At 67.5% G+C, this 12,384-nt stretch carries 9 protein-coding genes and 1 pseudogene; 7 read left to right on the forward strand and 3 right to left on the reverse strand.

The genetic code is table 11. The annotated features are described in order from the left end of the window. Positions 1–156: 156 nt before the first annotated feature. Both DDE75_RS00360 and lnt read left to right on the forward strand, forming a co-directional pair. A pseudogene (locus tag DDE75_RS00360) lies at positions 157–1,695 on the forward strand (DEAD/DEAH box helicase); the annotation flags it as partial. 572 nt (positions 1,696–2,267) lie between these two features. Beyond that, positions 2,268–3,809: an apolipoprotein N-acyltransferase gene (gene lnt / locus DDE75_RS00365; protein WP_108500417.1), complete on the forward strand. Its 1,542-nt coding sequence runs from the start codon at positions 2,268–2,270 to the stop codon at positions 3,807–3,809. A 25-nt stretch (positions 3,810–3,834) separates the two neighbouring features. Here the strand turns inward: lnt and DDE75_RS00370 are convergent, their stop codons facing one another. Further along, positions 3,835–4,464 carry a J domain-containing protein gene (locus DDE75_RS00370; RefSeq protein ID WP_108500418.1) on the reverse strand — a complete coding sequence of 210 codons (630 nt, stop codon included), beginning with the start codon at positions 4,462–4,464 and terminating at the stop codon, positions 3,835–3,837. An 82-nt stretch (positions 4,465–4,546) separates the two neighbouring features. On the opposite strand from DDE75_RS00370, the gene DDE75_RS00375 reads away from it, so the two are divergent. The 5 genes from DDE75_RS00375 to DDE75_RS00395 all read left to right on the forward strand — a co-directional run bounded on the left by DDE75_RS00375 (position 4,547) and on the right by DDE75_RS00395 (position 10,217). Continuing rightward, positions 4,547–4,798 carry a BolA family protein gene (locus tag DDE75_RS00375; protein ID WP_108500856.1) on the forward strand — a complete coding sequence of 84 codons (252 nt, stop codon included), beginning with the start codon at positions 4,547–4,549 and terminating at the stop codon, positions 4,796–4,798. A gap of 79 nt (positions 4,799–4,877) precedes the next feature. Continuing rightward, complete coding sequence (gene glpX / locus DDE75_RS00380; RefSeq protein ID WP_108500419.1) at positions 4,878–5,843, forward strand: class II fructose-bisphosphatase; 966 nt, start codon at positions 4,878–4,880, stop codon at positions 5,841–5,843. 47 nt (positions 5,844–5,890) lie between these two features. Then, complete coding sequence (recJ, locus tag DDE75_RS00385) at positions 5,891–7,630, forward strand: single-stranded-DNA-specific exonuclease RecJ (RefSeq protein WP_108500420.1); 1,740 nt, start codon at positions 5,891–5,893, stop codon at positions 7,628–7,630. A gap of 95 nt (positions 7,631–7,725) precedes the next feature. Continuing rightward, positions 7,726–8,418 carry a metal-dependent hydrolase gene (locus tag DDE75_RS00390; RefSeq protein WP_108500857.1) on the forward strand — a complete coding sequence of 231 codons (693 nt, stop codon included), beginning with the start codon at positions 7,726–7,728 and terminating at the stop codon, positions 8,416–8,418. Then, the gene (locus DDE75_RS00395) at positions 8,415–10,217 is read left to right on the forward strand and encodes an aminopeptidase P family protein (RefSeq protein WP_108500421.1); all 1,803 of its coding nucleotides are present in this window, start codon (positions 8,415–8,417) and stop codon (positions 10,215–10,217) included. The genes DDE75_RS00390 and DDE75_RS00395 overlap by 4 nt, the downstream gene beginning before the upstream one ends. Positions 10,218–10,278: 61 nt before the next feature. On the opposite strand, the gene DDE75_RS00400 is transcribed toward DDE75_RS00395, so the two are convergent. Both DDE75_RS00400 and DDE75_RS00405 read right to left on the reverse strand, forming a co-directional pair. Beyond that, positions 10,279–10,944 carry an SDR family NAD(P)-dependent oxidoreductase gene (locus DDE75_RS00400; protein ID WP_108500422.1) on the reverse strand — a complete coding sequence of 222 codons (666 nt, stop codon included), beginning with the start codon at positions 10,942–10,944 and terminating at the stop codon, positions 10,279–10,281. Positions 10,945–11,043: 99 nt separating this feature from the next. Continuing rightward, on the reverse strand, positions 11,044–12,333 hold the full coding sequence (locus DDE75_RS00405) for a citrate synthase (RefSeq protein WP_108500423.1): 1,290 nt from the start codon (positions 12,331–12,333) through the stop codon (positions 11,044–11,046). Between the last annotated feature and the right edge of the window lie 51 nt (positions 12,334–12,384).

Here is a 12,384-nt window from a genome sequence, read left to right on the forward strand (position 1 = left end):
GCAGCGGCTTTGGTCTAGGCGATGCGGGCCTGCATCCGGCAGGCAAGAAGGCGGGGCGTCCGAAATTGCGTCCCAACTTTGCCGCGCTTGCGCCATTCAGGCGCGCGGCATGGAACGCATCGCGCCACGGATGGCGTGGCCAATGGAAAGCCCCCTATGACAAAATTCTCTGATCTGAAGCTTGATCCCAAAGTGCTGAAGGCCGTGACCGAGGCCGGCTATGAAAGCCCGACGCCCATTCAGCAGGGCGCGATTCCGCCCGCGCTGGAAGGCCGCGACGTGCTGGGGATCGCGCAGACGGGGACCGGCAAGACCGCCAGCTTCACGCTGCCGATGATCACCATGCTGGGCCGTGGCCGCGCCCGCGCGCGCATGCCGCGCAGCCTTGTGCTGTGCCCGACGCGCGAACTGGCAGCCCAGGTGGCCGAGAACTTCGATACCTATGCAAAGCACACCCGCCTGACCAAGGCGCTGCTGATCGGCGGTGTCAGCTTCGGTGAACAGGACAAGCTGATCGACCGCGGCGTGGACGTGCTGATCGCCACCCCCGGTCGCCTGCTGGACCATTTCGAACGCGGCAAGCTGCTGCTGACCGGCGTGCAGATCATGGTCGTGGACGAGGCCGACCGCATGCTGGACATGGGCTTCATCCCCGATATCGAACGCATCTTCCAGCTGACGCCCTTCACCCGTCAGACGCTGTTCTTCAGCGCCACCATGGCCCCCGAGATCGAGCGCATCACCAACACCTTCCTGCACGCGCCCGAACGCATCGAGATCGCGCGCCAGTCCAGCGCCAGCGAGACCATCACGCAGCGCCTGATCGAACTGACGCCCGCCCGCCGCGATACCGCCGCCAAGCAGAAGCGCGACCTGCTGCGCACCTTGATCGAGGCCGAGGGCGAAGGCCTGAAGAACGCGATCATCTTCTGCAACCGCAAGACGGACGTGGACATCGTCGCCAAGTCGCTGGCCAAATATGGCTATGATGCGGCGCCCATCCACGGCGACTTGGAACAGAGCCAGCGCACCCGCACGCTGGAATCCTTCCGCGACGGCAAGCTGCGCCTGCTGGTGGCATCCGATGTCGCGGCCCGCGGCTTGGACATTCCCGCCGTCAGCCATGTCTTCAACTATGATCTGCCCACCCATGCCGAGGATTACGTCCACCGCATCGGCCGCACCGGTCGCGCAGGGCGTCTCGGGACCGCGATCAGCATCTCGACCCCCTCGGACGAGAAATACCTGACCGCGATTGAATCGCTGCTGAAGACCAGCCTGCCGCGGGGCGAAACCCCCGGCGCGGCGGCTCCGAAGGCCGCCGATCCCGCCGAGACCGGCCCCGAGGAGCGCAAGCCCGCCAGCCGCCAGCGCAGCCGTCGCGGCAAGCGTGACGACAGCGAACAGAAGTCCGAAAGAACGCCCGAGGCGACTGCCGCGCCCCGCCCCGCCGAAACCCCCACGCCAGAAGCCGTCAAACCCGAGGTTGCCATGCCCGAGGCCGTCGATCAGCCCCGCAAGGAAAGCCAGCCGCGACAGGACGCCCGTCCCGCCGCCGAACCTGCCCGCCGCGATGACAACCGTCGCGACAGCAACCGCCGCGACAACGGCAACCGCGAAGGGCGCCGGGGCGGCAACGACGGCAACCGCGGTCAGCAGATCGTCGGCATGGGCGACCACGTCCCGCGCTTCATGACGGTCGAGCTGCGCATCTCGCCCATGCCCGAGGAACGCGAGGAACGCCCCGAGGAGACTCCAAAGGCCCAGCCCGAGGCTGCAACCCCCGAGCAGAAGCCCAAGCGCACCCGTAGCCGCCGCAAATCGGCCGCCGAAAAGGCAGCCGAGGCTGCAGCCACCGAGGAATCGGCGCCCGAAGCCCCCGCAGCCGAGGCACCCGCTGCTTCGCAGGACGCAGCCCCCGCTGCCCCGACGGGCGAAGAAGCCGAGGCCCCTGCCAAGCCCAAGCGCACCCGGACCCGCAAGAAGGCCGAGCCTGCCGCCGAAGCACCGGCCGAACCCCAGACCGAGGCCGAGCCTGCCGCCGAAAAGCCCAAGCGCACCCGGACCCGCAAGCCCGCGGCCAAGACCGCGCCCGAGGCAGAGACCGCAGCCGAGGAGGCCCCCAAGCCCAAGCGGACCCGCCGTAAGAAGGCTGACGACGCCCCCGAGGAAGCCGCGGCCGAAAAGCCCAAGCGCACCCGTCGCAAGAAGGCCGATGTCGAGGCGACCGCCGAGGCCTCTGCCGGGGACACGACCTCCGACGCCTGATGACCCCGCGTCGATCCGGCCAGATTCCGCCACGCCTGCATCGCAGGGGCCGACCGCCCCTGCGACAGCTGTGGCCCGATCTGCTGCTGGGCGCGATCGCCGCCTTGGGCCTTGCGCCCTTCGGCATCTGGGCGGCGACGCCCATCGCATTCTCGATCCTGATCTGGCGGCTGGCGCGAGGGCGACCGGCCGCCGTTTTCTGGCACGCTCTGGCCGCCGGCTTCGGCTGGTTCGCCTTGGCGCTGTTCTGGATCGTGGAGCCGTTCCTGGTCGAGCCCGAGGTCTATGGCTGGATGGCCCCCTTCGCGCTGGTGCTGATGGCACTGGGCGGGGCCCTGTTCTGGGCTTTGCCCGCATGGCTGGCGGCGATCTGGTCGCGCAGTTGGCGTTGGCAGGCGGTGGGCATCGCCTGCGCGCTGGCGCTGTCGGATTGGCTGCGCGGATGGATCTTCACCGGCTTTCCCTGGGCGCTGATCGGCCATGCCTGGATCGACACCCACGTGGCTCAGATTGCGGCCTGGGGCGGCGCCTTGGGCCTTTCCACGCTGACGCTGGCCATGGCCACCCTGCCCGCGCTGCTGTGGCGTCCCGCGTGGCACCGGCTGGCGGCGCATCTGCCCGGCGCGGTCGCGGTCATCCTGACCATCGGGGCGGCTTGGGCCTTCGGCCTGTCGCGGCTGGCGGCCCCCGAGCCTGCCGATACCGATCTGACCATCCGTATCGTCCAGCCCGACGCCACCCAGCACCTGAAATGGGACCCCGAATGGTCGCAGGTCTTCTTCGAGCGCCTGCTGACTCTGTCTGCCGAACCGGGTCCGCGCGATCTGGTCGTCTGGCCCGAGACAGCCGTGAATTTCCTGCTGGAGGATGCGACGCCGATCCTGCCCGCCATATCGCAGGCGGCAGGTGCACCCCTGGCCATGGGCATCCAACGGCGCGACGGCATGCGCTATTACAACAGCCTGGCGATGGTGGAACCCGGTGGTCGGGTCGGCCAGGTCTATGACAAGTTCCACCTTGTGCCCTTCGGCGAATACATCCCTTGGGGCGATCAGCTGGCGCGTTTCGGCATCGGGGCCTTCGCGGCGCAACAGGGCAACGGCTATGCCTCGGGCCCCGGCCCGCAAGTCATCGATCAGGCGAACATCCCGCCCTTCCAGCCGTTGATCTGCTATGAGGCGATCTTCCCCCAACACCTGCGCAACCTGCCCACGCGCCCCGCATGGATCCTGCAGGCGACGAATGACGCGTGGTTCGGCAATATCTCGGGGCCGTATCAGCATCTGGCGCAGGCGCGGCTGCGGGCGATCGAAAGCGGGCTGCCGGTGGCGCGGGCCGCGAACACCGGCGTCAGCGCCATGATCGACGCCAAGGGCCGCATCCGCGACAGCTTGGGCATGCGGCAAATGGGCAAGATCGACGCGGCCCTGCCTGGCGCATTGCCCCCGACCTTCTGGATCAGGATGGGCAATGCGCCTTTGCTGGTGCTGCTGGGGGTTATGCTGCTGGCGACGCTGCGCCTGCGCCCAAGGCGGGCATAGGGGCGGACGACCGCCCCTGCCATGATCAGTCGCGGATGAAGCGACTGTCCTTGATCTGATCCCATGCCCAGACAACCTCGGACAGGCGATCCTCGTCGGAACGGTCGCCGCCGTTCATGTCGGGGTGCAGATCCTTGACCAGCGACTTGTACTTCTTGCGGATCTCGGGGCGGGTCCAGCTGTCCTTGGCTTCCAAGATGTCCAGCGCGCGACGTTCGGTGGGCGGCAGCTTGCGGGTGCTGACCTGGGCGCGGGCCTCGGGGGCGGTGCCGTTCGCGCCCAGGATCTCATGCGGATCGCTGACGCCGTGGCGGGCCCATTTCTGTTCCTCGGTGCTTTTGCGGAAGGGCTTGGTGGGCCGTTCCCAGACCGTGGCATTGTCGATGAACTGCTGGAATTCCTCCTCGGACTGACCTTGGAAGTAGTTCCAGTTGGCATTGTATTCGCGGACGTGTTCCTTGCAGAACCAGAAATAGTCGTCCAGATTCCGCGGGTTCTTGGGCGCGCGATACTGGCCGGGTTCGTCACAACCCTCGCGTTCGCACACGCGGGTCGAGGTTTCGAAGGCACCGGACATCCCTCGGCGGCCTTTGGACTTGCGCTTCTTGTCCTTGGCAGCCGAAATGTCGAAACCAAACGGGTCGTTCTTGCTCATGGTTGGGGCACCTTTGCGACTCGGAGGCGGCAGTTTATGCTATTTGACGGCACATGAAAGGGCTTGACGAAAGGTTATGCGGATGATCGCGGATGAGATGACAGAGCGGCTGCAAGGCCTGACCCCCACGCAGCTGGAAATCTTCGACGAAAGCGAAAGCCACCGCGGCCATTCGGGCTTCCGCGAAGGGGGCGAAAGCCATTTCCGCATCCGCATGGCCAGCCCGGCCTTCGCGGGTCTGACGCGGCTGCAGAAGCATCGGCTGGTCCACGACACGCTTGGCGACATCGTGCCCCGCATCCACGCCCTGGCGCTGGAGCTTGGCGAAAGCTGAGCCGTTAGCGCGCCCAGCCTTGTTGCCCTGCCGCAGCCCCCCTAGAAGCGGTGGGGGATGAGGACAAGGGACGGGGACGATGACGGCGCCCAGGGATTTCAACGACCGACTGCTGTCGCTGGCGCTGGCCCGCGTCAGCGAGGCTGCGGCCCATGGCGCGGCGCGCTTCATCGGGCGGGGTGACGAACGCGCCGCCCATCAGGCCGCAGCCACCGCCATGCACGACCAGCTGATGCAGATGGACATCAAGGGCCGCATCGTCATCGGCGAGGGCGATCCGGGCCAGACCCCGCGCCTGTTCACCGGCGAGGAGGTAGGCACCGGCAACGGCCCCGCAGTGGATATCGCGCTGGACCCGCTGGAGGGCAGCACCCTGACCGCGAAGGGCATGGCCAATGCGATGACAGTCGTCGCCATGGCGCCTGAAGGCTGCCTGCTGCAGGTGCCGCAGCTTTACATGGAAAAGCTGGCCATCGGTCCGGGCTATGCGACCGACCTGATCGGGTTGGACATGCCCCCCGCCGAACGCGTTCGCGTGCTGGCACAGGCGCGCGGCTGCGATGTCGGCGACATCACCGTCTGCATCCTGGAACGCCCCCGCCACGAAGACATGATTGCCGAACTGCGGCAGGCGGGGGCGGCGATCCGGCTGATCTCGGACGGCGACATTCCGGGCGTCATCCATGTCGCCGAACCCGAACTGACAGGCATCGACGTCTACATGGGCATCGGCGGCGCCCCCGAGGGCGTGCTGGCGGCCTCTGCGCTCAAATGCATGGGCGGGCAGATCTGGGGACGACTGGCCCTGCGCCGCGAGGATGAGCGCACGCAGGCCCGCGCCGCGGGGCTGACCCGGCCCGACCGCATCTTCGGGTTGGACGACATGGTGCGCGGCGATGTCATCTTTGCCGCGACGGGGGTGACGGACGGCCATGTCGTGACGGGCGTCCAGCGCGAGCAGGGCTTCCTGACGACCGAGACCATCCTGATGCGATCCGCCACCGGATCGGTCCGGCGCATGACCTACCGCAACCCGATGAACTAGGTTAAGGACGGGCGACTTCATTCGTTTCAAGACAAGGTGGGCGCGACGTGGCATTCCTGGGCATCGACACATCGGTCACGGGGCGGCGCTGGATCGGCCCTGCCGCCGACCTGGAACGCCGCGCAGAAGGCCTGGCGCAACAGGCCGCCCTGCCCCTGCCCGTCGCCCGCGTGCTGGCCGAACGCGCGGTCGAGCCGATGGAGGCGCAGGCCTTCCTTTCGCCCAAGCTGCGCGACCTGCTGCCCGATCCGCTGAGCCTCCGCGACATGAAGACCGCCGCCGAGCGCATCGTCCAGGCCGCAGTGGCGGGCGAACGCATCGCCATCTTTGCCGATTACGACGTCGATGGCGGCACATCCGCGGCGCTGCTGATCGACTGGCTGCACCAGCAGGGCCGCAAGGCGACGCTTTATATCCCCGACCGCATCGACGAGGGTTACGGCCCGAACGAACCCGCCATGGCGGCGCTGGCCGCGGAACACGACCTGATCATCTGCGTCGATTGCGGCACGCTCAGCCATGACGCGCTGGCGGCGGCCAAGGGCGCGCAGGTCATCGTGCTGGACCATCACCTGGGCGGCGAGACCCTGCCCCCCGCCTTGGCCGTCGTGAACCCCAACCGCGTGGACGAGGACGGCAGCCTTGGCCACCTCTGCGCGGCGGGTGTCGTCTTCCTGACGTTGGTGCAATGCGGGCGCATCCTGCGCGACAAGGGCCTGCCGCAGCCCGACCTGATGGCGATGCTGGACCTGGTGGCCTTGGCGACCGTGGCCGATGTCGCGCCGCTGGCCGGCGTTAACCGCGCCTTCGTGCGGTCGGGGCTGGCGGTCATGGCGCGGCGACAGCGGCCTGGGCTGGTGGCGCTGTCGGACATCGCCCGTCTGGACGGCCCGCCTGCGGCCTTCCACCTTGGGTTCCTGCTGGGGCCGCGCATCAATGCCGGGGGGCGCGTGGGCCGGGCCGATCTGGGCGCGCAATGCCTGGCCGCCCGCGATCCGGCGCAGGCGGCGCAGCTGGCCAAGCAGCTGGACGATCTGAACCGCGACCGCCGCGCCATCGAGGCCGCCGTCCGCACCGAGGCGCTGGCCCAGGTCGAGGCCCGCATGAACAGCCGCCTGTCATGGGCCGCCGGTCAGGGCTGGCATCCGGGCGTGGTCGGCATCGTGGCCGCCCGCGTAAAAGAGGCCACCGACCTTCCCTCGGTGGTGATCGGGGTCGAGGGCGGCATCGGCAAGGGCTCGGCCCGCTCGGTCCCCGGCGTGGATCTGGGCCGTGCGATCCAGCGGTTGGCCCGCGAAGGGCTGCTGATCAAGGGCGGCGGTCACGAAATGGCCGCCGGCCTGACCGTGGCCGAGGATCAGATCCCCGCCGCCATGGCGCGTTTGTCGGACCTGCTGGAACGCGATCTGGCGGGCCGCACGGGCGCGGGCGATCTGCGCATCTCGGGGCTGCTGGAAACGGCGGGGGCCACGCCGCAGATGTTCAAGATGCTGGAGGACGCGGGCCCCTATGGTCAGGCCGCCCCCGCCCCGCGTTTCGCCTTTGCCGATCAGGTGATCGACAGCGCCTCGACCATGGGCGACCGGCACCTGCGCCTGTCCTTCCGCACCCCCGGCGCCCCCGCGATGGAGGCCGTCGCATGGGGCGCCATGGACGGCCCGCTTGGTCCTTCGCTGATCGGGGCCAAGGGCCGCCGCTTTCACCTTGCAGGCAAGCTGGAGCTGTCGACCTGGGGCGGGCGCGAACGCCTGCGCCTGCGTCTGGACGATGCCGCCCCCGTGACCTGAAGCGACTTGGCCCGAGGCAACCCTTGGGGACGTTGCGGGTTGGGGTCACTGCGCCTAACCTGCCCGCAACATTGCCAATACCACAGGAGCCCATGATGAAACTGACCTGGCTTGGACACTCCAGCTTTCGCCTGGAAACCGGGGACGCCGTGATCCTGATCGATCCCTGGATGACCGGAAACCCCGCCTTTCCGCAGGACCAGCGCGATCAGGCCATCCAAGGCGCGACCCATATTTTGCTGACCCACGGCCATGGCGATCACAGCGGCGACGCCCTGTCCCTGGCCCGCGAATTGCAGATCCCGGTTGTGGGCATCTTCGACCTGATCAGCTTCTGGGAATCCGAACACAAGATCCCGGGCATCGGCTTCAACAAGGGCGGCACCGTCGATCTGGCGGGCGTGCAGGTGACCATGGTCAACGCCTGCCACTCCAGCTCGCTCAGCGGTCCGAACGGGCCGATCTATGCGGGGGCCGAGGCCGGCTACATGATCGCCGCCGAAGGCCATGTCATCTACCTGTCGGGCGATACCGACATCATGGCCGACATGGACTGGATGGGCGATCTGCACAAACCCGACATCGGCATCCTCTGCGCGGGTGGTCATTTCACCATGGACATGAGCCGCGCCAGCTATGCCGCCAAGCGCTATTTCAACTTCAAGACGGTGATCCCCTGCCATTACAAGACCTTCGACGCGCTGGAACAGGACGCCTCGGTGATGGTGCAGGCCCTGCCCGGCGTGCAGGTGATCGAGCCGCAGATCATGAAGGCCATCGACCTATGAGCCGCTTCCAGACGTTCGAGGCGCCCTCGGGTGGGGACGACCACCCGCAGCGCCTGTCCGACCTGCGCGGGGCCCTGCGGGAACAGGATCTGGCAGGCTTCATCGTGCCCCGTGCCGATGCGCATCAGGGCGAATATGTGGCCGATGCCGATGCCCGGCTGGCCTGGCTGACCGGCTTCACCGGAAGCGCGGGCTTTGCCATCGTCACGATGGACCGCGCGGGCGTCTTCATCGACGGGCGATACCGCGTGCAGGTGCGCAGCCAGATCGACGCCGCGCATTTCACCCCCGTTCCGTGGCCCGAAACCCGCCCCTCTGACTGGCTGCGCGAGGCACTGCCCAAGGGCGGTCGCGTGGGCTTCGATCCCTGGCTGCACACCCGCAAGGAAATCGAGGGGATGGAGCGCGCGCTTGAAGGCAGCAACATCGGCCTGATCGCCATCGCCCAGAACCCCGTCGATGCCGTCTGGCCCGATCGCCCCGCCGCCCCCATCGGGCAGGCCCGCATCCACCCTGCCGAATGGGCTGGCGAAACCGCCGCCGACAAGCGTGCCCGCCTTGCCGCCGAGTTGAAGGCCGAAGGTCAGGCTGCCGCCTTCATGTCGCTACCGGATTCGATATCCTGGATGCTGAACATCCGCGGCAGCGACGTTCCGAAGAACCCGATCGTGCAGTCCTTTGCCGTGCTGTCCGATCACGGCGATCTGGCGCTCTTCGCCGATCCCGCCAAGTTCAATGAGGCCACCCGCGCCCATCTGGGCAATCAGGTCACCATCCTGCCGCCCGAGGCGCTTTCCGCCGCGCTGACCGACCTGGAAGGCCCCGTCCGCCTTGATCCCGCCACCGCCCCCGAGGCCGCCTTCCGCATCCTCGAAGCCGCAGGCACCGAGATCGCACGCGGCCCCGACCCCGCCATCCTGCCCAAGGCCCGCAAGAACGACCCCGAGTTGGCCGGCATGCGCAAGGCCCACCACCAGGACGGCATCGCCATGGTGCGCCTGCTGTCATGGCTGGACCGTCAGCCCCCCGGCACGCTGACGGAAATCGACGTGGTCCGTCAGCTCGAGGAGTTCCGCCGTGATCAGGGCATCACCGACATCAGCTTCGACACGATCATGGGCGCAGGTCCGAACGGTGCCATCGTCCATTACCGCGTGTCCGAAGCCACCAACCGCGCGATCGCGGATGGCGAGCTGCTGCTGATCGACAGCGGTGGGCAATACGACTGCGGCACCACCGACATCACCCGCACGGTCCCCATCGGCAAGGTCGATCCCGATGCCGTGGTGCCCTTCACGGCGGTTCTGCGCGGGATGATCGCCCTCAGCCGGGCGCGCTTCCCCAAAGGCGTCTCGGGCGGTCATCTGGATGCATTGGCGCGGCAGCATCTCTGGGCGCAGGGGCTGGATTTCGACCATGGCACCGGCCACGGCGTCGGCGCGGCGCTTTGCGTCCACGAAGGCCCGATCCGCGTCAGCCGCGCCAGCGACATCGCGCTGGAGGCGGGGATGATCCTCTCGAACGAGCCCGGCTATTACCGCGAAGGCGCCTTCGGCATCCGGCTGGAGAACCTGATCGCCATCCAGCCGGTCGATGCCGAGCCGGGGCGTGATATGCTGGGGTTCGAGACGCTGACCCTCTGCCCCATCGACCGCCGTCTGATCGACGTGGCGGCATTGGCATCCGATGAACGGGATTGGCTGGACGGCTATCATGCGCAGGTGCGCGCGGCTCTCTCCGACGCCTTTAACGACACTGACCGCGCGTGGCTGGAACAGGCAACCCGCCCGCTGACTTAATGGCGCGAGGCCCGGGGGGTGCGGGGGGCGGGCAGCCCCCCGCCCGTCGCGGGACGCAATACTACAGCGCGTTCAGGATGCGCTTGGCCTCGGACTGACAGGACGTCAGCTTGTCGCGATCCTCGCCGGGGAAGAACCGGGCGCGGGTCGCGGTGGGCATCGGCGCGGGGCTGTCGATCACCACGCGCGGCCCCATGCGGGCGGTCTCGGCCTGCCACGACCGGGCCAGCGCGATCTGCGCGGCCTTCGTCGCCCCATAGGCGCCAAAGAATTTCTGCCCGCCACGCGGATCGTCGAAGAACAGCGACGTGCCGCCATTACGGCGCAGCAGAGGCTCCAGCAGGGCGATCAGGCCGCGCGTCACCTCGACGTTCATCAGCATCGACTTGGACCAGTCGCGCCCCTCGATATGGGGGGCGGGTGACATGGGGGCCGCATGAACGGCACAATGCGCCCAGAGGTCCAGACCGCCCCAACGCCCTTCGATGGCCTTCGCCATCTGCTGCATCGCGGCCGCGTCGCCGATATCCATGGGCGCCAAGGTCGCCTGCCCGCCCGCCGTGCGGATGCGGTCGTCCAGCTCCTCTAGGCCGCCCACCGTCCGGGCCACGGCCAGCACGTGATAGCCCCGCGCCGCCAGTTCCTCGGCCAAGGCCGCCCCCAGCCCGCGCGAGGCCCCCGTCACCAACGCCAGCTTGGGCGCTTTCGCCTGATCATCTTCACTCATGCCCGATCCATTGCCATCGCCGCGCCCGCCGTGCAAGCCCTTCGTTGCCGCATGAAAAAGGGGCCCGCGAACGGACCCCTTTCAAACCTTCAGCCGATCTCAGCGCTTCGAGAAATCGACGTAATCGCGCTTGTCGGAACCGACATACAGCTGGCGCGGACGACCGATCTTGTTCTGCGGATCGCCGATCATCTCTTTCCACTGGGCGATCCAGCCGACGGTGCGCGACAGCGCGAAGATCGGCGTGAACATCGAGGTCGGGAAGCCCATCGCCTCGAGGATGATGCCCGAGTAGAAGTCGACGTTCGGATACAGCTTCTTGCTGACGAAATACTCGTCCTCAAGGGCGATGCGCTCCAGCTCCTTGGCGACCTGCAGCGTCGGGTTGTCGCCCACGCCCAGCAGGTCCAGAACCTCGTCGGCCGATTCCTTCATGACCTTCGCCCGCGGGTCGAAGTTCTTGTAGACGCGGTGACCGAAGCCCATCAGGCGGAAGGGGTCTTCCTTGTCCTTCGCACGGGCGATGAACTCGGGGATGCGGTCGACGGTGCCGATCTCGCGCAGCATCTCCAGGCAGGCCTGGTTGGCGCCACCATGGGCCGGACCCCAGAGACAGGCGATGCCGGCCGCGATGCAGGCGAAGGGGTTGGCGCCCGACGACCCGGCCAGACGCACCGTCGAGGTCGAGGCGTTCTGTTCGTGATCGGCATGCAGCGTGAAGATGCGGTCCATGGCGCGTGCCAGGGCCGGGTCGACCTTGTATTTCTCGGCCGGGACCGAGAAGCACATGTTCAGGAAGTTCGAGGCGTAATCCAGCTCGTTGTCGGGATAGACGAAGGGCTGGCCGATCGAATATTTATAGGCCATCGCGGCGATCGTCGGCAGCTTGGCGATCAGGCGGATCGAGGCGACCTCGCGCTGCCAGCTGTCGCCGATGTCGGTGCTGTCGTGATAGAAGGCCGACATGGCCCCCACGACGCCGACCATCGTGGCCATCGGATGCGCGTCGCGGCGGAACCCGCGGAAGAAGTTGTGCATCTGCTCGTGCACCATCGTGTGGCGCGTGACGCGGGTGCGGAAATCCTCCATCTGCGCAGTCGTGGGCAGTTCGCCGTAGAGCAGCAGGTAGCAGACTTCCAGATAGTTCGACTGGCTGGCCAGCTGTTCGATGGGATAGCCGCGGTACCACAGCTCGCCCTTGTCGCCGTCGATGAAAGTGATGGTGCTGTCGCAGCTGGCGGTCGAGGTGAAGCCGGGGTCATAGGTGAAGACGTCGGCCTGGCCGTACAGCTTGCGGATGTCCAGCACATCCGGTCCCTGCGTCGGGCTGAGGATCGGAAGTTCGTAATCCTGATCGTTGATTCGCAGTTTGGCGCTCTTGTCTGCCATCCTGTACGTCCTTTCCGGCTAAGCCGCACGACCCGTCGTCAAAACAGGCAG

Source organism: Paracoccus indicus (assembly GCF_003056335.1).
Lineage (GTDB): Bacteria > Pseudomonadota > Alphaproteobacteria > Rhodobacterales > Rhodobacteraceae > Paracoccus > Paracoccus indicus.

What these genes read in the sequence shown, in the direction of transcription:
- lnt (WP_108500417.1), top strand. Translation starts at nt 2,268, where the DNA reads ATGACCCCGCGTCGATCCGGCCAGATTCCGCCACGCCTGCATCGCAGG.
- DDE75_RS00370 (WP_108500418.1), bottom strand. Translation starts at nt 4,464, where the DNA reads ATGAGCAAGAACGACCCGTTTGGTTTCGACATTTCGGCTGCCAAGGAC.
- DDE75_RS00375 (WP_108500856.1), top strand. Translation starts at nt 4,547, where the DNA reads ATGATCGCGGATGAGATGACAGAGCGGCTGCAAGGCCTGACCCCCACG.
- glpX (WP_108500419.1), top strand. Translation starts at nt 4,878, where the DNA reads ATGACGGCGCCCAGGGATTTCAACGACCGACTGCTGTCGCTGGCGCTG.
- DDE75_RS00390 (WP_108500857.1), top strand. Translation starts at nt 7,726, where the DNA reads ATGAAACTGACCTGGCTTGGACACTCCAGCTTTCGCCTGGAAACCGGG.
- DDE75_RS00395 (WP_108500421.1), top strand. Translation starts at nt 8,415, where the DNA reads ATGAGCCGCTTCCAGACGTTCGAGGCGCCCTCGGGTGGGGACGACCAC.
- DDE75_RS00400 (WP_108500422.1), bottom strand. Translation starts at nt 10,944, where the DNA reads ATGAGTGAAGATGATCAGGCGAAAGCGCCCAAGCTGGCGTTGGTGACG.
- DDE75_RS00405 (WP_108500423.1), bottom strand. Translation starts at nt 12,333, where the DNA reads ATGGCAGACAAGAGCGCCAAACTGCGAATCAACGATCAGGATTACGAA.